Origin of the sequence: Dethiosulfatarculus sandiegensis (genome assembly GCF_000931935.2) — a bacterium.
Lineage (GTDB): Bacteria > Desulfobacterota > Desulfarculia > Desulfarculales > Desulfarculaceae > Dethiosulfatarculus > Dethiosulfatarculus sandiegensis.
On the sequence record NZ_AZAC01000011.1, the window covers coordinates 334,447 to 356,164 of the forward strand.

Below are 21,718 nucleotides of genomic sequence, written 5' to 3' on the forward strand. Positions count from 1 at the left end.
GGGCGGAACCCTTTTTAAGGGCTCCGCCCTAAAAGGGGTGATAGATTATTATTTTTTCTTAATTTCCTTGTAGATCAGCCAACGGTCGGGTCTGGGGTCGAATTTAATCCCCTTGCCCTCCTGCATGGCATAAAGATCCACCTGGTAGTGCAGGGGAATCCAGGCAATGGCGTCTTCCATGGCCAGGCGGTTGACTTCCTGCAAGGCCTTTTTGCGCTCAGCCGGATCCACGATATCCGCAGTGGAATCCAGAAGCTTGTCCAGTTTGGCATCGCTGAACCGGGTGCCGTTCCAGGCGCCCACGCCCTTTTCCTTGTCATAGGAGCGGATCAGCTTGAAGAAGGTGCGACCCATGTCAAAGGTGCCGTCAAACCAGCCAATCAGATAGAATTTATGTTTCCCGTTGGTGACTTCGGGGAAAAAGATGCTCTTGGGCTTGACATCCAGTTTGGCCTTGATCCCCACCTTGGCCAGGTATTTCACCACGGCCTCGGCGATCTGAGCGTCCTGAACATAGCGGTCGTTGGGACCGGCCAGGGTGATCTCAAATCCCTTTTCATAACCGGCTTCTTTTAACAGGGCCTTAGCCTTGGCCGGGTCATAGGCCATGCGCTTCAACTTGGGGTTGTAGCCGATCGTCGGGGGATCGGGCACCTGGGCCGCCGGCGAAGCGTGACCGCGCATTATCTTATTGATGATCTCGTCTTCGTTAATCGCCAGGTACATGGCCTTGCGCACCCTCACGTCTGCGGTGGGGCTGCCGGGCTCATTACCCAGGGCCAGGAAGATGCAGCGGCGAGCGGCTTTTTTGATGACCTTCAACTTGGGATTTTCAATCAGCTTGTCATAAAGCTGCACCGGAACACCGGAGACAATATCCACCTGGCCGGAAGCCAGGGCTGCAAAACGGGTGGAGGATTCCTTGATGGGCCTAAGTTCCACATGCTTGATGGCCGGAGCGCCTTCCCAGTAGTTCTCATTGGCCTCAAACTTCACATAAGAGCCCTTGACCCATTCCACCATTTTGTAAGCGCCGGTGCCGATGGGCTTGAGCCCCACTTCACCTTCGTCCCTGCTTTCGGTGGATTCCTTATCCATGACATGGATCTGGTGCATATTGTTGGCAAACCAGGGAATGGGTTCTTTGGTCTTGAATATGACTGTATAGTCGTCGGGAGTCTCGATGGTGGCGATGCTTTTGCCGGTGTTGATCCACTCACTCACCTTGGGATCGCTCAAACGCTCAAAGGTGAATTTCACGTCCGCTGCGGTGAAGTCGTTTCCATTATGGAACTTAACACCTTTTCTGAGATAGAACTTCCAGGTCAAAAGATCCGGATGCTCAAATTTGGTGGCCAGGGCCGGTTCCAGCTTGCCGGTGGCCCCCACCCTTTGCAAAAGGCCGTCAAAGATGTTGCTCATAATGCCGATATTGGAGTCGGCATTGGAGCCATGGGGGTTCATGGTGCGAGGCGGGGTATCCACTCCCAACACCAGTTTATCCGCCGCCTGGGCCATGGCACCGCTTGCCAAAAGCGCCACTGCTACGAAGATCGCGGCGAAAAGGTTAATATTTTTCTTTCCCATAATTTTTTCCTCCCGTGCTTTGTATTTCTGTCTGTAATGCTTTTTTATTGACTTACTGATACAAAAAACAGGTTACTTGGCGCCCGCCTCCCATATCGATCACCGGGGGAGGCTCTTTGGTGCATATCTCCATGCAATGGGGGCACCTGGGGTGAAAATGACACCCGGAGGGTGGATCAATGGGGCTCGGTACATCACCGGACAGGCTGGTTTTTTCCTTGGTCTGTTCCGGATCGGCCTGGGGGACCGATGACAACAAGGCCTGGGTATAGGGGTGTTTGGGATTTAAGTAAAGATCCTTATGCCTGGCGGTCTCCACAATCTTGCCGAGATAAAGCACGGCAATGCGGTCGCAAAGGTGCTCTACCACGGCCAAGTCATGGGATATCATGATAAAGGAAAGGTCAAATTCCTTTTGCAGATCCAAAAGTAAATTTATAATCTGGGCCTGGATTGAAACATCCAGGGCGGAGACCGGTTCGTCTGCCACTATAATCTTGGGATTTAAGGCCAAGGCCCTGGCTATGCCTATGCGCTGGCGCTGGCCGCCGGAAAACTCATGGGGATAGCGGCGTCCCTGTTCCGGGTTAAGCCCAACTTTTTCCAGCAGATAGGCTATTCTCTCCGCCCTCTCATGATTGGGAAAGGCGTTGTGCACAGCCATGGGATCGTTAATTATGGCGTTCACCGTCATGCGCGGGTTCAGGGAGGAATACGGGTCCTGAAAAATTATCTGCATTTCCCGGCGCAGATCGCGCAGTTCACCTGCGGACATCCTGGTTATGTCCCGGCCCTGGTAATAGACCTGCCCGTCGGTGGGCCTGATAAGCTGTAAAACCGCCAGACCGGTCGTGGTTTTGCCGCAACCGCTCTCTCCCACCAGGCCCAGGGTCTCACCCGCACCCAATTCAAAAGAGACTCCGTCCACGGCGTAGACATAGCCCACTGTTTTTGAGAAAAGCCCTTTTTTTATGGGAAAATGGACTTTCAGCCCATCTACTTTCAGCAGTTTATCCAATTAACTGTCTCCAAAAACTCAGGCGTCTTCATTCAGCCAGCATCTAACCAGGTGTTTTGGCGAGAGGCTGGTCAATTCAGGCATCTTCTCTTTGCAGATATCCATCCGCTTGGGACAGCGGGGGTAAAAGGAACAACCCTGGGGCAGTTCATACAGGCTGGGCACCATTCCCTTGATCTCGGTAAGGCGGCGACGCCCCTGCCTGGCCCTTTCGCCCAATTTGGGGATGGATTTCAAGAGTCCCTTGGTATAAGGATGAAATGCTTCTTTGAATATTGTTTTTGTGGGGCCCTGCTCTACTATCTTGCCGGCGTACATGACGGCTATCTTCTGGGCGACCTCGGCTATGACGCCCAGATCGTGGGTAATTAGAATGATGGCTGCGTCATAGGCTTGTTTCAGCTCGAGCATCAGCTCCAGAATCTGGGCCTGGATGGTGACGTCAAGGGCGGTGGTGGGTTCATCGGCTATAAGTATCTCCGGATTAAGGGCCAGGGCCATGGCGATCATCACCCTTTGGCGCATACCGCCGGATAGCTGATGGGGGTATTCCTCCACTCTTTTGTGGGCAGCCGGGATCTGCACCAACTGAAGCATCTCTATGGCCCTTTCCAGAGCCGTTTTCTTGGATTCTTTTCTGTGGAACAGATACATCTCGGCCAGTTGGTCACCTATGGTGAAGACCGGATTCAGGGAAGTCATGGGCTCCTGAAATATCATGGAGATGCGATTGCCCCTTATGCGGCGCATCTCCTGCATATCGGCTTTTGCCAAATCATGATCATTAAAGAGGATCCGGCCTTCCACGATCCTGCCCGGGGGTTCGGGTATGAGCCGCATAATCGACTGGGCGGTGACACTCTTGCCGCAGCCGCTCTCTCCCACCAGGCCCAGGGTCTCGCCCGCATCCAGGCTGAATGAAACCCCGTCTACCGCCTTGGCCACTCCCTCGAATGTGTGGAAATGAGTTTTAAGACCCTCAACTGATAAAAGACGCGATGGTTGATTATTGTTCTTCGGGTCCAGGACCATGAAAATATCGTCCTAAATAGAGCGGCAACGGCCGCGGAGCAAAAAGGCCTTTAAAGGCCGGGTTGAGACAACTTGCCGGTTGGCCGGGTCTCACCACATGCAAAAAACCCTATCCATTAAAACTGTTAGGCGAAAAAATCCCTTGGCCACTTCTGTATAAGTTTTAAGGATAGGGCATATTAAACTAATTTCTATTACTGGTCAACCTTGGATCACGGACAGAAACACAACATCACTCCAAGTCGAACCGGCGGTTGCAAGCAGGGAAGTTCGTGGTATTTAAGCGTGTTGGACGGGAGACAACCCTTGGGCTTTCCTGTGATCCTAAATAAAAATAAGCAAATTTTATCTTTAAGGACTGCTACTTACTCATTGATTCAATATTCCGGTTTTTTATAAGGATAATCACTTTTCTTTCTTTTCAGTCCAAGGAGATCAAAAAAGACAAGTGGCATGCCATAACCCTAAAAGCCAACGGCTTTTGTATTATTAAGTAAAAACACAAACTTTAGAATAAACCATTAAAAACATCTTGTTTTTATGTCGCAAAAAAACCGTTTTAAATAGGGGTTTAAAAAAGCTAAAATACCGTCTGAATATTCTATAAATTACATATATTCACTCATCAATTACAAAAGTTATATTTTGCCAATTTTGCTTAGCCCACCTGACTAAAAAGTATAAGATTGCCCCGCAGGATCATTGCCCGTATCTTAAACGCCCTGAAAAACATGGACCACAACCGCCTTGAACGGAACTCAACAACCAGCCCGGGACTCTTTTCTGAAATAAAACTTCAAATGGCAAGACACCACCGAGAGGCAAGGGTAACTAAGTAGTAAACTTCGATACCTCTTATGAAAATCGGAGACAAAAAGGGGCGCGGCCGTTAAGCCGCGCCCCTTGGATGACGGAACGCTTGGGCAGCTCGATTTTTAGCCCCAGAGTTGATTAAACAACCAACTAATCAGCCACCCTTGGTCCCAAAATTTTAGCCAGGGGATTTGCGCCCAGGCCTATTATGGCGTTAAGATCCCCCACGCCATTGATATCACTTGTTTTTTGTATACTTACAAACATCTCCGGTTCTTCAAGCCTGGTCATGAAAAATCGGTCATAGGCATTATGCAGCCAGGGCTGGCCTCGCCAGTCCAGTTTCAGATCAGGCATGGCCATATATTTTTTGAACTCTTCATGGCGCCAGTCAAATTTAAGTACATAGGCCTTGCCCAGATTGGTTTTGCGGTTAAAGCGCACCACCACTCCGCCGAGCTGGGTATAGTCTTTCTCTTTGGTGGGCCAGTTTTTAGACCAGGGAAAGGCCATGGTCACATAGCCGTGGGTCCCTGGGGTAAGCCGCATATAGTCGATGATATAGTCATCCTGGCACCAGGCCGGAGCCCCCACATACACGTAGTTCTCACCTTTTTGCAAAGGAATCTTCTTTTCAATGAACCTGGTTGTGAAATAACCGGTGAAAACCCCACAGCAAAGGTGGCCGTGTATTAAAGCCGCCCGCATGATGTCATGGGGCAGTCCCATGGCCCAGCCGTTGGCCAGGGTGACCAGGTTAAAGGCCATGGGCCCATAGGCCTGGTTGAATGGTTTAAAAGAGGTCCCCTTGCCAATGAAAATATTCAAGGCCGGGCCGTATTTCAGCGCACCTGATTTTTCCAGGGTATAGACAGCCATGAGCTTTTCAGGCCCGGCCTTTTTAATAAACATGAAATAAAGCGGATCAGAAGCCTTGGCCGGACGCACCAAAAGGTTGCCCTTGCCCGGGCTGACCGGGAGCACCTTGGCCAAAACATCCAAAGCGATCAGAGTTGATTCCCCCTTATATGCGGAATATCCGGCATTGGTAAGGCAGGCCACCTCAGATGCCTTATCCAGGCCGCCCAACTCCTGCCTGGCCTGTTCAACCGCCTTTTCAACCACAGCCTCAATCCCGGCTGCCTGGGCGGGAAGGCAAAAGACCATTGCCAGGCAAAGCAGGGGAAGCAAAAGCCAAACAAATCTCTTAGCCATTTTTTAATCCTCATAATGCTCGGCAAGAATATCCTCGCCGTCAAAAAACATGGCCCCGTAAGGCTCGAATGCGCCTATGTCCCTTACGGTTACAAAACGCATTCCCTTATTATTCTGGAGCATCATCAGGGGTTGGGCCTTTTCAGGGTCCAGCCCACCGTTCTCGTCAAGGCAGTTGCGGTCGAACTCCAGATTAACCACCCTGCCCAAGACCAGCACATGGCTTTTCTCCACATACTGTTTGACCAGCTCGCACTCCATCCAGGCCACCGCCCCTTCCACACCCGGAGGAGTGACAACCTTGGACGGCCTGGGAGTGAGGCCTGCAATATCAAACTCGCTTACCTCGGGCGGATGTCCCTGGGCCGTGGGCACCACTTTATCCACCATGGAGGCAGGGGGGACACTTATGACAAACTGGTTGTTTGCCCGGATATTCTTCAAGGTGTCCCTTTTGTGCCAAAGCGCTACGCAGACCAGATCAGTAGGGCGAAGCACTGCCATGAGGTTGGAGTAAGGGGCCACATTAAGAACACCTTCTTGATCACAGGTGGAGACAAAGGCCACCAGTCCGGGAAAGGCGAATTCACGCTTAAACGGTTTTGCCTGCATAATATCTTCCTTAAAAAATGAACCGAACGCCGCCGATTACCGTGAAGCCGGGCATGGGGTAGCCTGCCTCAAGCTCGTAATCCTGGTCCAGGATATTGGCGGCATTTGCCACCAGCTCCCATTTGCCATACTCAGTGTCAGCCAGGCGGTAGGTGGCATGGGCATTCAACATCACATAAGAACCAAGTTCATGAAGGGTTTTGTTGGTCAGGTATTCACGCTCACCGGTGAAGTGCAGGATCAGGCCTGCGGAGAACTTTTCAGGCCTCCGGTAGTCCAGGCCAAGATTGGCCATGACTTCCGGGAAATTGGGAAGCTGGGCCTCTGACTGGGAAGCGCTGTCCCAGGGATCGCCTTCTTTTTCCGCGTCCTGCAGGGTCAGATTGCCCCAAAGGTGCAGATGCCAGGGCAGCTTCACGCCCGCTTCAAATTCCGCACCCTTGATATCAACCTTGTCAATGTTGTAGACCACTGTACCGGTGCCGGGAACCGAAGTGGAGGAGAGATAATTGTCAACCTGGTAGTAATAGGCTCTGGCCGCCAATACCGCTTTGTTGCCGAAGCGCTGTTCAATACCCAATTCATATTGGGTGGCCTTTTCCGGCTCAAGCGAGGTATTGAAAAATCCGCTGCCCCGATTAAGGTACCACCAGAAATACTCAGGCGAGTTGGGGTAACGATGGGCGATTCCCACCCGCAGGCCGATTACACCCTCTTTCCAGGGGGTGAAACGGATTGCCAGTCTGGGGTCCACCCCGCTTTCGGAAAGGGTGGCGGCCCGGGCGCTGTTGGGGAAACCAAAAGCCGCCGGGTCGATCTCCTTGGCCTCAAACCATTCACCGCGCAAGCCCAGCTCAATCTCCAGGTTATCCATAGCCTGCCAGGTGTCCTGGGCATAGACCGCGTGATACTGAAGACAATCTTCCTGGCCCAGGAAACCGTCTGATACAAACTTAAAAAAGTTGATGGAGCCGTTGAACTGGCTGCGGTCAATGTAAGAGACCTTCTGCTCGCCCCAGCCGTAGGTGCGGGTTTCACCGCCAAAAGCCAGGGTGTGATTTCCCAGGGTATAGTCGAAATCCGCCATCAACAGCCAGTTGTTGTCCTCCGGGGTGCTGTCCCGTTCATAGAGCTTTTGGGAGCTGCTCTGGCTGTTGTAATAGGTGTCTGTGGTTTTTTGATTCCAGAGCATGCCCTTGACGCTAAAGGAACCTGCCTTGAAATTCTTTTTCAGGTAAGCAGTGTACAGGGTGTTGGTGTCTTTGACTTCACTGTCATCACCCCAGGCGTAAACACCTCTTAGCAGTCGGGAGCTGATGCCGGGGCCAACCAGCTCTTTTTCGTCGGCATCAGGTTTTCCACTGTCATAGTAAGGGCTGTCCGGCCGGTTGTAGACCGGCATTCCGGTTTTGCCGTCGCTGAAATAAATCCCCAAACCGGCCTCCATCTGCCAGGGCAGATCAAAACTCAACCGGCCGGATAGATTGTTGCGGTCCACATAATTGTTGCGCAGGTATCCGTCGGTCTCATAGTGGGATGCGCTGAGCGACCAGCCAACCGGCCCCATTTTGCAACGATGCAAGGCGTTCACCTTCCAGGTGTCCAGGCTGCCGTATACAGCCTGCACCCTGGTGTCAGGCTTTTCTGTGGGCTTTTTGGTTATGATATTGATAACACCGCCCAAGGTGTTGCCGAATTTAACCGGCACCGCGCCCCTCATGATTTCGATATTTTCAACCCAATCCGGCGAGAAGGTAGACCAGTCAACCGGTCCGTTTCCATATGACCCGTCCCTCTGAATTGGCATGCCGTCGACCAAAACCCTGAAACGGGTCTGGTTGAACCCCCTTAGCCGCACTTCCGCTTCATTGCCGCCAAATAAAGAGGTGCCCAAGACCTGAATACCCGCCTGGCCTTTAAGTGATTCAACAATTGAACCCGAGATGCTGGGACGCTCCATAACCTCCTGATGGACGATTGAATCACCCAGGGCGTCATCGGTGACGCTTGTGGCCTGCACCCAGACATCTTCCAATTGGCTGGTATTTTTCTTCTCTTGTTTCTCCGCGGCCTTTAGCGGCGCAGCCAGACATAGAACAGATATCAAAATCAACAACAACTGGATTTTCTTTGGCATTTTTCGTTCTCCCCAAAAAATGAAAAAAGCCCGGCCCCCTTAAATTAAGGGGGCTCGGACCTTCGTGGTCTCAGCCTGAATCAGTTTTTATCAGGCAGTGTTAAAGCGAGTTGTAATGAACTATGATCAAGCTGCAACCATCAGCCGACCAGATCGAGTGTTCCTGCAGGGCTTTGAAAGACAAGGCCTGCCCCTGGTTCAGGGAATGGGACCTGCCGTCAACCGTCACCTCCAGGCTCCCTGTGAGCACCATCATGGTTTCCTGGGTATTTTCATGCAGCAGAGGATCAAAAAAAGCCTCGGCTTTGGATTCCACCTTCAGGTGAAAGATCTCCGTACCCGGCGTAACCATGCGGCTGCCGCTAATGCCCTTCATCTCAAAGGGTTCGGCCTGGTAAAGGGTGGCCCGGCTAGTCTCGGCCATGGCCAAGAGAGCCGTGGTGCTCATACCCAGCACATCCGCGATGGAGCCGATAGTGCCCAGGGTGGGGTTGGCCCTGCCGCTTTCGATCTTAGCCACAGTGGACCTGGTCAGGTTCGCCTGACCGGCCATCTCTTCTGCGGTCAACCCCCGCTTAATCCTTAGATTACGAATTACCGTTAGGTCGAAATTATTCTCTGGCATATTACCCTTTGTATCTTTTAATACACATTACTTATCTTATAGTACACACGAGGTCAACTCAAAAAACTCAATTATAGATACAGCAAAAAGAAAAACCCGACAGCGAAACCTCCTGATCCGGGGGGTTCTGCTGCCGGGTTATTTAATTTTAAAACTATCCAGTTACAAGGCTTCGGCCTATTGATCTCCCCTGCAGAGATGACAGGCTGCGGTGTGACCTTCACCCACCAGGGTGGTGACCGGTTCTTCGGTCTCGCAGATGCGGCCTATCTTGACCGGGCAGCGGGTGTGAAAACTGCAACCGGTCGGGAGGTTCAGAGGACTTGGGATGTCACCTTCCAGAATCTGCTCTTCGGTATTTGTCTGGGGCTCGGGACTGGGCACGGCAGACAAAAGGAATTTGGTATAGGGATGAGCCGGGGAGTCGAAAAGCGAATCCACCGGACCCTCCTCCACAATCTGGCCCAGGTACATAACAGCCACCCGGTCGCAAACATAGCGGATAACCGCCAGGTTGTGGGAGATGAACAGATAGGTGAGGGAGAGCTTTTCCTGCAACTCTTCCAAAAGGTTCAGGGTCAGCGCCTGGACCGAAACGTCCAGGGCGCTGGTGGGCTCATCCAGCATCAAGAGCTTGGGGCGCAGGGCCAGGGCGCGGGCAATGCCAACCCTCTGTTTCTGACCGCCGCTAAGCTCATGGGGGAAGCGGTACATGTGCTCCCTGCCCAGGCCCACCAGCTCCAAAAGCTCCTGCACCCGCTCGGCCAGAGCCTTGCCCTTCATCCGGTCAAAGATAACCAGGGGCTCGCCTATATTTTTCAAGATGGTTTTGCGCGGATTAAGGGAAGAATGGGGGTCCTGAAACACCATCTGCATATGGCGGCGCATCTGGCGCAGCTCCTCGCCCTCAAGCCCGGCCAGATTCTTTCCCTGAAAATGCACCTTGCCGCTGGTCGGGGTCAAAAGACGCAGCACTGAACGGGCCAAGGTGGTTTTGCCCGAACCGGACTCTCCCACCACGCCGTAGCTGTCTCCGGGCTCCAGGTTGAAGCTCACCTTGCGTACGGCCTTGACCTCCTTGGTCACCCGCTGCAAAAGCCCTCCCCTGACCGGAAAATGCATGCTCAGATCTTTTACTTCCAGAATACTCATGGCTTAAATTACCTCGGTCTCAAGCGTCTGCAGGGCGGCAGGCCGGAAAAAGGTGACAGGCCAGACTGTGCCCGGGTTCCACCTCGGTCAGGATCGGCTTTACATTTCCGCAGATATCCATGACCTTGGGGCAGCGGGGCGCAAAGCGGCAACCCTTGGGCGGGTTAATAAAGCTAGGGATGCTGCCGGCAATGCCCTCCAGGGAATCCTCCCTCTTTTTGAGCCTGGGGATGGAGCGCAAAAGCCCCTGGGAATAGGGATGCAAAGGCGCGGTGAAAATTCTGTCTATGGTAGAGGTTTCCACCACATTGCCCGCATACATCACAGCCACCCTGTGGCAAAGCTTGGCCACCACGCCCAGGTCGTGGCTGATCAAAAGGATAGAGAGGTTCAGACGATTCACCAGGTCTCTCAAAAGCCTTAAGATCTGGGCCTGAATCGTCACATCCAGGGCGGTGGTGGGTTCATCGGCTATCAGAAGTTCCGGCTCTCCGGAAAGGGCCATGGCGATAAGCACCCTTTGGCGCATGCCCCCGCTGAACTCGTGCGGGTATTCCCTGATGCGCTGGTCCGGGCTGGGTATCTGCACGGCCTTCAAAAGCTCCACCGCCTTTTCAATGGCCTGTTTTTTATTAAGCGGGCTTCCGTTTTGCCTGGAATGGCGGATTATCACATCGGTCATCTGCTTTTCAATGCTGAAGACCGGGTTTAGATAAGTCATGGGGTCCTGAAAGATCATGGCGATCTTGGTGCCCCTCACCTTGCTGATCTCCTTGGGGCTTTTTTTCAACAGGTCGTCGCCCTTGAAAAATATCTCGCCTCGGGGGATGCGGGCCGGAGGCACGGGCAAAAGGCCCAGGACCGCTTTTGAGGTGATGGATTTTCCGCAACCTGTTTCACCGACCACACCCAGGGTGTCGCCATGGGTCAGGCTCAGGGAAACGCCGTCCAAAACCTTGGCCGTGCCTTCAAAGGTGTCGAAATGAAGCGCCAGGTCTTTTATTTCCAGAATATTTTTAGTTTGCTCGTTATTCATGGGGATCATCCTCTGCTCTGGGGGTCCAGGATATCCCTGAGCCCGTCACCCAACAGGTTGAACCCCAGGACCGTAGTGAAGATGGCCAGGCCGGGGAAGGTGGCATACCACCACCACTCGGGCAGGAAGTTTCTGCCCTCGCTGATCATCACGCCCCACTCGGGCATGGGAGGCTGGGCGCCCAGGCCGATAAAGCCCAGGCCCGCGGCGGCCAGGATCGCCATGCCCATATCCATGGAGGCCTTGACAATGATCACCGAGGAACAGTTGGGCAGGATGTGATTAAAGATAATGCGCCACTTTTTGGCACCCACCGAGCGGGCCGCCTCGATAAAGCTCTCTTCGCGCACCGCCAGGGTGCGGCCCTGGACCAGGCGCACATAGCCCGGCCACCAGACAATGGAAAGGGCAATCATACAGTTGGTCATGCCCGGCCCCATGGCCCCGACCACGGCCAAGGCAAAAATTCTCCCCGGTATGGATAGGAACATATCCGTTATTCGCATTATCAGCTCCCCGAAGGGGCCGCCTAAATAACCGGCGGTTACGCCTAGGGGAACGCCGATGCCCATGGCCACCAAAATGATGATAAGGCCTATCTGAAGGGAAATCCGGGTGCCTAAAACCACCCTGGTATAGATATCCCGGCCCAATTCATCTGTGCCAAAGAGATGGGTGGAATTGGGCGCGGTGAGCTTTCTTTCTATATGTACGGTGCCGGTGGCGTCTTCCGGAAATGGCACGATCATGGGGCCGATCATCGCCATGATCAAAAAAATGCCCACAATAACAGCACCGAGCATGGAAGTGGGGCTTTTGCGGAAAAGGTACCAGGAAAGCTTCATATTGCGGATGGAACTTTCCTTTTCCTCTTTCCATCTTGCCCAGGAACTCTGGGGATTCTCTTGGGGTTGGGCCTCGGTATTTTGAGTGTTTTTGCCTGTCATTTGTTGAGTCTTCTTATTCATAACGGACCCTGGGATCCAGGAAGCCGTAAAGTAGGTCAATGATCAGGTTGGTCACCATAAAACTGATGCCAATGGCCAGGGTGGCCCCCATGATGGGCTGGAAATCCGAATACACGGCCGACTGCACCGCATACTGGCCCAGCCCCGGCCAGTCAAAGACCGTTTCCACCAAAATGGTGCCGCCGAGCATCCAACCGAACCTGAGGCCGATCATGGTGGTGGTGGGGATCATTGCGTTTTTAAGGGCGTACTGACCTACAATGCGGGCCCGGCTGATGCCGTGGGCCCTGGCGCTGGTGATATAGTCCCGCTTAAGCACTTCCAGCATGTCCGCCCGGTTGACCCTGATGATGCTGGCCAGGGCGGGGAAGGAAAGCACCACCGCAGGAAGGATGATATGGCTGAGCGCGTCCTTGAAAGTGTCCCACTGCCCGGCCAAAAGGCTGTCTATAAGATAAAAATGGGTGACGGCCGGCGGCGGTTCAGTAAGCATGCCCAGCCTGCCGCCGGTGGGGAATAGGTCCAGGTTAAGGGCAAAGACAAGCTGAAGCATCAGCCCCAGCCAGAACATGGGAACCGCCAGGCCCGAGACCGACATGACACGGGCCAGGTGGTCTATTAGGCTGTCCTTTTTCACTGCGCATATAACCCCCAGGGGTATGGCGAATATAATCGCCATGATCAGAGAAAAAACTGTCAGCTCTAAAGTGGCCGGGAAATAACGGCCCAGATCCTTGGACACCAGGTGCTGGGTCCGGATGGATTTGCCCAGATCGCCTGTGAACAGGCCTTTCATGTATTGGCCATACTGCACATAAAGCGGCTCGTTAAGGCCGAATTCCTCCCGCAGGGTCTCCACCATCTCCTGGGTGGCGTCTTCACCGGCCGCGGCCCGGGCCGGATCTCCCGGAGCAACCCGGGCCACCATGAAGGTAATGGTCACCAGCCCCAGCATGGTGAGGAAAATGAGCAGCAGCCTTTTTATAATATATTGTTTCATGACAAGGCGCGGTCTCTCGTTTACTTGAACGCCGGGCGTGACGATCTGGCCCGGCGTTCAAGTTTGTTGGTGGATTAAATTACTTACCGACGTAAAGAGGATAAATATCCACTTCAGCGGTGAAACGCACGGGGCAGAAGGTAAAGCCCTTTACGTAATCGCGCAGAGCGAACTGGCGATCAAGCTGCATGCAGAAGACCTCGGGCGCGTCGGCCATGATCATCTCCTGGATTTTTTTGTACATCGGAGCGCGTTTTCCCCAGTCGGAGATGCTGCGGGCCTCTTCGATCAGCTTCCACACCTCTTTATTCTCGTAGAAGGAAGAGCCATAGTAGCGGCCCCAGGATTTCTTGTAGTACTGGTAGGCAACCGCGTCGGGGTCGTTGAACTTGGGAGTGGCGAAAATGGCCATCAGGGCCGGGCTGGTCTCAACCTTGGAGCCGCGGGCGGTCATACTGGGCCAGGTCAAAGGCACCATCTTGACCTTGATGCCGATCTTGGCCAGGTTGTCTATGAGCAAAAGGCCGATGTTCTTTTCAGAATCCAGGCCCTGCACATAGACGTATTCCAGCTCAAAGCCGCCATCAGGATAACCGGCTTTTTTCATGTATTCCTTGGCCTTGGCCAAATCCTGGCGATAGGCTTTGGTGGCCACATGGCCTTTGAGGCCGATGGGGAAGGGGCTGTCTTCCAAGACGGCCTTGCCGTTTACGGTTTTCAACATGGACTCATAGTCAACCGCGTAACAGATGGCCTTACGGATGTTGATGTCCTTGGTGTAGCCCTTTTGGGTGTTCATCTTAAGGCCCAGGGTGGTCACGCCGGGGTCGCTGGTGACTTTTACGCCCTTGTAACTTTTGAGCAGGTCGAAGTCATCGGCGGAAAGGGCCAGGGCGATATCCAGCTGGCCTTTCTGCAGGCCGATCTTAAGAGAGTTGGTCTCACGGATCAACTTGAAGATGACACTATCCGGATGCTTGGGAGACGGCCAGCCCTTCCAGTAGTCGGCCACGGCCTTCATCTCGTAAAGCACGCCGTGCTGCCAGCGTCCCTTGGTAAAGGGACCGCTGCCCGCCTCGTTCTCCTTGAGCCAGGCCTGACCATAATCGCCGTCTTTGGCGTGGGCCATGACCTGCTTGGGGTTCATGACATAGAACCAGGGCAAAACGGAAATAAAGGGGGCGTAAGGGGTTTTAAGCTCAAACTTGATGGTGTAGTCATCCACCACGGTGATGTTTTTGGGGTCCAGAACATCGCTGAGCATCCAGGAGGGGCCCTTGTTCAGCTTCAGGGTGCGCTCGATGGACCATTTCACCGCTTCGGCGGTCACCGGGTCGCCATTGTGGAACTTGGCGTTCTTGACCATCTTGATGGTCCAAATTCTGGCGTCCGGGCTGGCTTCATAACCAGTGGCCAGCCAGGGTTCCACCTTGGCCGGGTTACCCACGTACTTGAACAGGCCATCGTAAAAGGCCTGCTGGATCATGCGGCGGGAGTAGTCGGTTTTATGGCTGGGGTCAATATCCGGCGCAGGCTGACGCCCGCCGATCACCATCACCATTTTTCCATCCACCCTTTGCAGGGCATTGGCCGCGTCGCCAAAACCCAGGGAGGCGCAAACCAGGGCCGCCAGCCCTATTATCAACATTTTCTTTTTCATAAGGCAGCTTCCTTTACGAGATTATGTTGAACATCTATTACCGGCTTTCCCCGGTGTTAAATGAACCCGGGGGAAGGTCGCGCTCCGACCCTTTCCGCCCGGGTTTATTGCTGTCATTCAGCTTCCATGCCTGTGAGCAACTCCCGTATCGTGCGGGCGACCATGGAATTGGCCACCATGCTCGGGATATTTAAGGCACGAGACATGATCCTGCGATGTTCTTCCCGGTACCCCATACAGTGCAGGACCACCAGGTCGGGCTTTAAGTTCGCCATTTCAACGGCAGCCCGGTTGAGACCCTCAACATCCTGGTAAGGGCTTGCGCTGACCGTCACCACATTGGGGGTTATATGTTTCAGGTTAGCGGCAATTCCCTTTGCCTGCTCGGCCAAGGGTACAAAAACACCCAAGGTGCGTTCCGGCCCCAGCACCGCCTCCAGGGCATGATCCACTATCTTCTGGGCCTCAAGCACCAGGACCTTGGATTCAAAGGTTGGGAAATGCCCGGTGCACATAATCAAAATCAGGTCCACGCCCTTTTGATTCAGCTCTGCTATACGCTTTTGCACCAAAGGCACTGTCTTGTTATGGGAGATTACTATCTGGGAGCCGTCGGCCAGGCGCGTGGCCAGACGCACTTCATCATCGACCGGGGCCATGGCGGCCAACTCGGCCTTGGTCATATTATCCAGGGCGCCTGCCTCCAAAAGCTCAACCGACTCTCCGATCATGGATGCCATGTGGGGGGTGATATCGCTTCTGGGGGCCTGGCCCACCGTCACCACACCAAGGCGCGGCATTATTCATTTCCGCCTTTGCGCAGGTGATCCATGGAGCCGTAAAGTTTTTGCATAAGTTCGAACTGCTCGGCATCATAGAAAGATATATCACCCACAGCGAAACTCTTGGCCACCTCGACACAAAAACGGGCCGCTTCTTCCAGGCTCTGGGGCCTGGCAGCGCCGGTGGCTGATCCCGCCACAGGGGCCTTGGTGGTTATGGCCACACCCACCACCGGGCATTCGGCCAGCACAGAGGGCTGCAAGATGCTGTTCAAGTGATACACCCCATTGCCGTAAGGCGTTATGTCCTGAGTGGTTAAGGGGAAGACCTGGGGATAGTCGCCAGTCACTGTTTGCTGAACCCGCAGCAGGTCTTCACTGGTGCGCAGGATATAACCCTTGTACACAGTGGGGCTGATGGCGAAACCGGTATGGTTGATCACCCGGTTGCCCTTGGTGGTGTCCACGCTCAAGATGGCGTCCATATCGGGATCAAGCTCGGCCCTCATCTGTTCGAAGATGCCCACCGGGCTGCCCATGAAAGGCGCGGGATCGTGGGGCTGGGTGGGAGCGTTGGGGCAGATATGGGTGGAGGCTATGACATCGCCTTCCAGCACGTCGCCCCTGGTGCGCATGCGGGCCAACTTCAGGGCGGCGGCCAGGGTGACAAAAGCGCCGTCTCCGTCTGAGACCAGCCCCAATAGCTCGGGCCTGGCGCCAAGCCCGCCCAAGGTGCCCAAAATGCCCAAAGTGGGAGCCTGGCCCTGGGCGGTCTTGCCCTTGGAACCGGGGATGCAGATGCTCACCACATCGGTCTGCCCCTTCTCACCACTTAAGGTCTGAATTTTAATATCCGGGACATCCAAGCCAGCAAACAGCTCGTGAAGCGATGCGCCACTGGCTTTGGGGTCGTCCATTAAGTCACAAATTTCGATGATTTCCTTTAGTAGCATGTATTTCCTACCGGTCTTGAATTGGCAAAATGCCCACTAGAAGATGCTCCACCTAATGAAGCGGGAATAGGTCTTTTGTACTATTTAGACATATTCAGCAGTTTATGTCAATTATTAATGAAAAAAAATAATAATCGGCAATATTTCATTAAATAATTGACATATATTTCTTTTTAAATCATTCTATTTGCAGGTAATGAGCTGGTTTATGCAAAAAAAACGCAAAGCTGTTGCGATATATTGAGATTTATGCAGTTTTTTTTCCATTTTTTGAATAAATCAGCAATTTATGAAAAATAATTCATTGGCAGCCAATTATTTAAAATAGCGTAACGAAATGATATTATTGGGCCATCGTTGCGGTCAGTTAAATATTCTTTAATAATATCATATAATTATCTACCAATTTATTTAAAAATACACGTCAAAGGTAAGGTAATATGGCCGGCTCAAAGCACTCCCGCACCTCCTTGATGGATGAAATCAATATTGAAATTATTCGTCACCTCTCAGATGGAAGAAAAACTTTTAAGGAGATCGCCCAGAGCCTGGGCGTGGCCGAAAACACTGTACGCAGCAGGGTCACCAAGCTCATAGACACCGGCATTTTGCGTATTGCGGCCATGGTGAGCCCGGCGGCCATGCCGGGGCACTACACCGCCTATCTCGGCATGAACACCGTGCCGGACCAGGCCGCTCGCATTGCCAGGGAACTGTCTGAGCTTAAAGGCGTAATCGCGGCAGTGTGCGTGACCGGACGATTCGATGTGATGTGCTTCATCCTGTTTAACGAAGACTATACAATGGATGAATTCATGTTTGAGGAACTGCCTAAAATCCACGGCATCAACAAGGTGGAACAGTTCCAGATCTATAAAAGCTATAACCATCGCTGCCGCTACATTTTATAAGGCGGCTTGAAGGATTTTCTCCGTCTGACGGGCCGGGGCCTTTTTTCACCGGGCGCCGTACAGACGTTCTCTAGGAGCAAGCATCATGGGCATCACAAAGCTTGATATGGCCTCGGGAGAGGCCGCAGTCTTAGGCGGGGCTGTTTTGGGCGGAGGCGGAGGCGGCTCCATTAAGGCGGGCATGCATAACGCCCAGGTCGCCGTGGATCTGGGGACCCCGACCCTGGCAACCCTGGACGAACTTGCTGAAAAGGATCTGGTCATAACCTCCTCCGGGGTCGGCGCCCCGGCAGCCAAGGAAAAAATGGTCCGCCCCGTGGACCACATCAGGGCACTGGAACTCTTCCGCCAGATGGGTGGAGGTGAAATCGCCGGTATAATCTGCAATGAAAACGGCTCTTGCAGCGGGGTTAACGGCTGGATTGAATCAGCGGCCAGCGGCCTGCCGGTGGTCGATGCTCCGGCAAACGGCCGGGCCCATCCCACCGGCCTTATGGGGGCCATGGGGTTGAACCGGGTTAAAGGCTATCTCTCCCGCCAGACCGCAGCAGGCGGCAATCCGGAGATTGGACGCTATCTGGAGGTGACGGCCCGGGGTTCCCTGACCCACACGGCCAATATGATCAGAAAGGCCGCTGTGGAGGCCGGCGGTGTGGTGGCGGTTATGCGCGACCCGGTGACCGCAACCTATCTCAAGGAAAACGCCGCAGTGGGGGCCATGCAGCATGCCATGAAGATTGGCCGGGAAATGATGGCCGTCAGGGATCAAGGGGCAGACGCAATTATCAAAGCTATTGTCGAAAGCCTTCCCGGTGAGGTCGTCTGCCGGGGCCGCATTGAAAGCTTAAACATCACCACCCAAGGCGGTTATGACGTGGGCGAGATAACGGTTGCCGGTGACAACAGGATGGAACTCACCTTCTGGAACGAATTCATGACCCTCGAATGCCAGGGCGAACGCAGGGCCACCTTCCCGGATTTGATCACCCTGCTCTCCCTTGAAACCGGCATCCCGATCTCTTCGGCCGAAGCCGGAAAAGGCCAGGAAGTTGCGGTGCTCTATACGCCCAGGGAAAACCTCATCCTGGGCCGCGGCGTGCTGATTCCGGAAGCAATCAAGGAAGCGGAAAACGCAGTGGGTAAAGCCCTGTGGCAGGACTGAGCCAACTATCCAACCAAAAAAGGATCGATATATAAAATGGACCAAAACAAAAAAGCAGAATTGAAAGCCTGGCTGAGCGAGATCAGGCGCGACATTCACCAGCATCCTGAAACCGCATATGAAGAGGTGCGCACCACAGGTAAAATCAAGGGCATCTTGGATGACTTGAGCATCCAAAACAAAACCTTTGAAGATGTCACCGGTGTGCTCGGCCTGGTGGCGAATCAGGATAAAGGCCCCACCCTGGCCCTGCGCGCCGATATCGACGCCTTGCCGATGGAAGAAAAAACAGGCGCGACGTATAAGTCTCAGACACCTGGTAAAATGCATGCCTGCGGTCATGACGCCAATATCACCATCATGCTCGGCGTGGCCAAACTCCTTTTCGACAACGGCGAACTGGCCAAGATTCCCGGCAATCTTAAATTCATCTTCCAGCCCGCCGAGGAAGGCGGGGCCGGTGCTCAAAGACTCATAGACCGGGGTGTGTTAAAAGACCCGGATGTGGACTGGATCATTGCGGGCCATGCCTCTCCCGACCTGGACACTGGAACCGCGGGCTTCTACCACAAGCAGAGCCACGCATCTTCCGACCGCTTCACCCTGGTCATTACGGGGACCGGCGCCCATGGGGCCCGTCCCCATCAGGGCAACGACCCCCTGGTTCCGGCTGCCCAGTTTATCAATTCAGTCAACGCCATGGTAGCCAGAAACGTTGACGCCTTGGAGACGGCGGTTGTCACTGTAGGCAAATTAAGGGCGGGCTCAACAGCAAACGTGCTGCCGGACAAGGTGGAGATGGAAGGAACCATCCGCACCCTGAAACCGGAAATCCGCACCCTGGTGCGCAAACGCCTCACCGAGATCTGCCAGGGCCTCGAGCTTTCCTATGGCGTTAAGTGCGAGTTTGAAATCCTGGACGGATATCCCCCTTGCGTGGGCACTGAAGAGGTCAGCGAGTTCATGTACAACACCGCGGCCAAAGTCCTGGGTGAGGATAACGTTGCCTGGTTCCCGCCCACCACAGGCGGCGAAGACTTTGCCTTTTACGCCCAGGTGGTGAAAGGCTCCATCTGCCGCATTGGCTGCCGCAACGAAGAAAAAGGCATGATCCACCCCCTGCACTCCCCCTACTTTGACCTGGACGAGGAAATGCTGGCACACGGCGTGGAATTCTTCCACCGTTGCGTGCTGGATTATTTCAAAATGTAAGGGAAAGACTTATACTATTTTAATCAAGCCGGGAAGTCTTCGGGGCTTCCCGGTTTTTTTAAAAAATGCCCGCATACGCCTCTTGTTAAGGCGTGGGTGCTTCAACCTCGCACCCATGCGGATACCACTTGTCATTAAAAGGCCGACCATTTTTTCATCCGAAATTACACCTGCCCATCCCCCACACTTTACTTTTGCTTTTTCCTGAAAATTGGTGATAATACGCATTGCCACCAAGTGATTAACAAAGAAAAGGGAAGCCTCATGTAATCCAAAGTGACTCTTATATGAAAGACTCAGGTGCTCTCAGCTCAATAGGGAATCCCGTGGAAATCGGGGGCGAGCCCGTCGCTGTAACCACCGCCGGAGAATCAACCGGAAACCACTGTCTTTAAGCGCCACTGTTTCCAAGGAAACGGGAAGGCCGACAGCGGTTGGTGGAAGCCAGAAGACCTGCCTGGGTCTAAGTAGGATAAAGGCCTACGGGTGTTAGGTGCCTACACAAGCCTGTGGATAAAAGGGAAATCCCGGGATCGATGCATATCGATTTCGGTTTTTTTTTGAAACCACGGGCTTAAAACGAAAGTCAGATGAAGATGCGGTCGAAAGTAATCAGCTCGCCTCAAAAAAGTAATTACCTGATAAACCGTTATGTCAATCAGCCAGAATCAGGACCTCCCCCTAAAGCCAGGCTCAAAGAAAAAAAAGAGACCGGCGCTTTACAAGTCATCCATATCAAACCGGGCCTGGAAATAACCATCTGCGACCAATATCACTCCAAAGGCCTGAATGTAGACTTTGATATATATGAGTCGCCGGTCAGCCTTTCCTATAACCTGAATTTACCGATCCGCTGCTCAATGAAGCATGACAACGGCGGGAAAACAGTCATGGAAAGAGCCGCGGGAGAAAGCCTTTTGGCATTTTTGCCTAAAACCAAAGGAGGCACCCAATCCCCATCAGGCCGCCTGACCGGTCTGTCTGTCTATATTTCCAAATCCTTATTCCGAGGGCTGTTCGCCAAGTTGCCGGAGCCTCTCGCAGACCTGGACCGGCCTTCCTTTGGCAATTCCTCCGAAAAAACCTTCCAATATCAAAGCCCGATTGAGGGGGAAACCCTTTTGATTCTGAAGCAAATCATGAACTGTCCTTTTCAGGGTGATCTTGGAAATATTTATTTGGAAGGCAAGGTCCTGGAGCTGATTGCCCGTCAGCTGCATAAATTGGGCAGTATGCATCATGAAGCCTGCACCGACTTTTATCCCAAGGATCTGGAACGAGCCAGAGAAGCCTATCATATTCTACTCAAGCGTATAGAAAGGCCGCCCAGTCTGCAGGACCTGAGCCTGATGGTCGGTATGAACCGCAACAAACTGAACCACTGTTTCAAGCAGCTCTACGGGGGCACGGTCTTTAACGTTCTGCGCCAGGCCAGGCTTTCCAAGGCATTGTCACTGCTTCATGAAACAGATTCCAGCCTCTCGGAAATAGCCTTGAGCGTGGGCTACAGCGATCAAGCCAATTTCTGCAACGCCTTTCGCAGGCATTTCGGGCAGACGCCTAACCTTGTCCGCAGAAAGGGGCTGGCTGGAATTTCTGTACACTGACCACAAACAGCCGCTAATTCACAGTAGCACCCATTGCCTGTATTCAAAGCTTCCAGGCTGAATACCGCCTTTCTCAATTCAGTTTTGAAGCCGTTTTTCTGCCAAAATAGGCCTTTTCTAAAAAAATGCATATATCACAACAAAGTATGCAAATCGCACAATCATATTGCCGCCACATCAGGCAAAAAATATGCATGGGTCGGTTTTATTTTGAGTCTGCGCCGAGAGGGGACGGA

General features: G+C 53.3%; 18 protein-coding genes and 1 riboswitch. Of the genes, 4 read left to right on the forward strand and 14 right to left on the reverse strand.

Annotated features, from left to right (window positions below; translation table 11 throughout):
• Window positions 1–48: 48 nt before the first annotated feature.
• The 14 genes from X474_RS09035 to X474_RS09100 form a co-directional block, all read right to left on the reverse strand.
• Window positions 49–1,587 carry an ABC transporter substrate-binding protein gene (locus X474_RS09035; RefSeq protein WP_044348252.1) on the reverse strand — a complete coding sequence of 513 codons (1,539 nt, stop codon included), beginning with the start codon at window positions 1,585–1,587 and terminating at the stop codon, window positions 49–51.
• A gap of 52 nt (window positions 1,588–1,639) precedes the next feature.
• Complete coding sequence (locus tag X474_RS09040; protein ID WP_044348253.1) at window positions 1,640–2,605, reverse strand: ABC transporter ATP-binding protein; 966 nt, start codon at window positions 2,603–2,605, stop codon at window positions 1,640–1,642.
• A gap of 18 nt (window positions 2,606–2,623) precedes the next feature.
• Complete coding sequence (locus X474_RS09045) at window positions 2,624–3,637, reverse strand: ABC transporter ATP-binding protein (protein WP_044348255.1); 1,014 nt, start codon at window positions 3,635–3,637, stop codon at window positions 2,624–2,626.
• Window positions 3,638–4,600: 963 nt separating this feature from the next.
• Entirely contained in the window at window positions 4,601–5,665 is a 1,065-nt protein-coding gene (locus X474_RS09050) for an FmdE family protein (RefSeq protein WP_044348257.1), read from the reverse strand.
• Window positions 5,666–5,668: 3 nt separating this feature from the next.
• Complete coding sequence (locus tag X474_RS09055) at window positions 5,669–6,277, reverse strand: flavin reductase family protein (protein ID WP_044348258.1); 609 nt, start codon at window positions 6,275–6,277, stop codon at window positions 5,669–5,671.
• A 10-nt stretch (window positions 6,278–6,287) separates the two neighbouring features.
• Complete coding sequence (locus X474_RS09060) at window positions 6,288–8,414, reverse strand: TonB-dependent receptor (RefSeq protein ID WP_044348259.1); 2,127 nt, start codon at window positions 8,412–8,414, stop codon at window positions 6,288–6,290.
• Between the two features lie 100 nt (window positions 8,415–8,514).
• Window positions 8,515–9,039: a helix-turn-helix domain-containing protein gene (locus tag X474_RS09065; RefSeq protein ID WP_044348260.1), complete on the reverse strand. Its 525-nt coding sequence runs from the start codon at window positions 9,037–9,039 to the stop codon at window positions 8,515–8,517.
• A 177-nt stretch (window positions 9,040–9,216) separates the two neighbouring features.
• Window positions 9,217–10,191, reverse strand: a complete 975-nt coding sequence (locus X474_RS09070; protein WP_044348262.1) for an ABC transporter ATP-binding protein — start codon at window positions 10,189–10,191, stop codon at window positions 9,217–9,219.
• A 19-nt stretch (window positions 10,192–10,210) separates the two neighbouring features.
• Window positions 10,211–11,227 (reverse strand): ABC transporter ATP-binding protein, encoded by a 1,017-nt coding sequence (locus X474_RS09075; RefSeq protein ID WP_044348438.1) that lies wholly within the window; start codon window positions 11,225–11,227, stop codon window positions 10,211–10,213.
• A 5-nt stretch (window positions 11,228–11,232) separates the two neighbouring features.
• Window positions 11,233–12,174, reverse strand: coding sequence for an ABC transporter permease (locus tag X474_RS09080; protein WP_082464269.1), 942 nt, complete (start codon window positions 12,172–12,174; stop codon window positions 11,233–11,235).
• 13 nt (window positions 12,175–12,187) lie between these two features.
• Window positions 12,188–13,195 carry an ABC transporter permease gene (locus tag X474_RS09085; protein WP_044348264.1) on the reverse strand — a complete coding sequence of 336 codons (1,008 nt, stop codon included), beginning with the start codon at window positions 13,193–13,195 and terminating at the stop codon, window positions 12,188–12,190.
• Window positions 13,196–13,274: 79 nt separating this feature from the next.
• A complete protein-coding gene (locus X474_RS09090) occupies window positions 13,275–14,855 on the reverse strand; it encodes an ABC transporter substrate-binding protein (RefSeq protein ID WP_044348266.1) in 1,581 nt (526 codons plus the stop codon).
• A 113-nt stretch (window positions 14,856–14,968) separates the two neighbouring features.
• Window positions 14,969–15,655, reverse strand: coding sequence for an AroM family protein (locus tag X474_RS09095; RefSeq protein WP_044348268.1), 687 nt, complete (start codon window positions 15,653–15,655; stop codon window positions 14,969–14,971).
• On the reverse strand, window positions 15,655–16,590 hold the full coding sequence (locus tag X474_RS09100; RefSeq protein WP_044348270.1) for a DUF1177 domain-containing protein: 936 nt from the start codon (window positions 16,588–16,590) through the stop codon (window positions 15,655–15,657). The genes X474_RS09095 and X474_RS09100 overlap by 1 nt, the downstream gene beginning before the upstream one ends.
• Window positions 16,591–17,030: 440 nt before the next feature.
• Between X474_RS09100 and X474_RS09105 the strand changes: the two genes are divergently transcribed.
• The 4 genes from X474_RS09105 (at window position 17,031) to X474_RS09120 (ending at window position 21,482) form a co-directional block, all read left to right on the forward strand.
• Complete coding sequence (locus tag X474_RS09105; RefSeq protein ID WP_052515039.1) at window positions 17,031–17,501, forward strand: Lrp/AsnC family transcriptional regulator; 471 nt, start codon at window positions 17,031–17,033, stop codon at window positions 17,499–17,501.
• An 85-nt stretch (window positions 17,502–17,586) separates the two neighbouring features.
• Window positions 17,587–18,663 (forward strand): S-methyl thiohydantoin desulfurase family protein, encoded by a 1,077-nt coding sequence (locus X474_RS09110; RefSeq protein WP_044348272.1) that lies wholly within the window; start codon window positions 17,587–17,589, stop codon window positions 18,661–18,663.
• 36 nt (window positions 18,664–18,699) lie between these two features.
• On the forward strand, window positions 18,700–19,875 hold the full coding sequence (locus X474_RS09115) for a M20 metallopeptidase family protein (RefSeq protein WP_044348274.1): 1,176 nt from the start codon (window positions 18,700–18,702) through the stop codon (window positions 19,873–19,875).
• Between the two features lie 281 nt (window positions 19,876–20,156).
• Window positions 20,157–20,350, forward strand: a riboswitch (cobalamin riboswitch).
• Between the two features lie 121 nt (window positions 20,351–20,471).
• Window positions 20,472–21,482 carry a helix-turn-helix domain-containing protein gene (locus X474_RS09120; protein ID WP_197282037.1) on the forward strand — a complete coding sequence of 337 codons (1,011 nt, stop codon included), beginning with the start codon at window positions 20,472–20,474 and terminating at the stop codon, window positions 21,480–21,482.
• Window positions 21,483–21,718 lie beyond the last annotated feature (236 nt).

Coding starts and splice junctions, on each gene's coding strand:
- X474_RS09060 (WP_044348259.1), bottom strand. CDS start 8,414: ATGCCAAAGAAAATCCAGTTGTTGTTGATTTTGATATCTGTTCTATGT.
- X474_RS09100 (WP_044348270.1), bottom strand. CDS start 16,590: ATGCTACTAAAGGAAATCATCGAAATTTGTGACTTAATGGACGACCCC.
- X474_RS09050 (WP_044348257.1), bottom strand. CDS start 5,665: ATGGCTAAGAGATTTGTTTGGCTTTTGCTTCCCCTGCTTTGCCTGGCA.
- X474_RS09035 (WP_044348252.1), bottom strand. CDS start 1,587: ATGGGAAAGAAAAATATTAACCTTTTCGCCGCGATCTTCGTAGCAGTG.
- X474_RS09085 (WP_044348264.1), bottom strand. CDS start 13,195: ATGAAACAATATATTATAAAAAGGCTGCTGCTCATTTTCCTCACCATG.
- X474_RS09080 (WP_082464269.1), bottom strand. CDS start 12,174: ATGACAGGCAAAAACACTCAAAATACCGAGGCCCAACCCCAAGAGAAT.
- X474_RS09115 (WP_044348274.1), top strand. CDS start 18,700: ATGGACCAAAACAAAAAAGCAGAATTGAAAGCCTGGCTGAGCGAGATC.
- X474_RS09045 (WP_044348255.1), bottom strand. CDS start 3,637: ATGGTCCTGGACCCGAAGAACAATAATCAACCATCGCGTCTTTTATCA.
- X474_RS09070 (WP_044348262.1), bottom strand. CDS start 10,191: ATGAGTATTCTGGAAGTAAAAGATCTGAGCATGCATTTTCCGGTCAGG.
- X474_RS09095 (WP_044348268.1), bottom strand. CDS start 15,655: ATGCCGCGCCTTGGTGTGGTGACGGTGGGCCAGGCCCCCAGAAGCGAT.
- X474_RS09075 (WP_044348438.1), bottom strand. CDS start 11,227: ATGAATAACGAGCAAACTAAAAATATTCTGGAAATAAAAGACCTGGCG.
- X474_RS09065 (WP_044348260.1), bottom strand. CDS start 9,039: ATGCCAGAGAATAATTTCGACCTAACGGTAATTCGTAATCTAAGGATT.
- X474_RS09055 (WP_044348258.1), bottom strand. CDS start 6,277: ATGCAGGCAAAACCGTTTAAGCGTGAATTCGCCTTTCCCGGACTGGTG.
- X474_RS09120 (WP_197282037.1), top strand. CDS start 20,472: ATGCGGTCGAAAGTAATCAGCTCGCCTCAAAAAAGTAATTACCTGATA.
- X474_RS09110 (WP_044348272.1), top strand. CDS start 17,587: ATGGGCATCACAAAGCTTGATATGGCCTCGGGAGAGGCCGCAGTCTTA.
- X474_RS09105 (WP_052515039.1), top strand. CDS start 17,031: ATGGCCGGCTCAAAGCACTCCCGCACCTCCTTGATGGATGAAATCAAT.
- X474_RS09090 (WP_044348266.1), bottom strand. CDS start 14,855: ATGAAAAAGAAAATGTTGATAATAGGGCTGGCGGCCCTGGTTTGCGCC.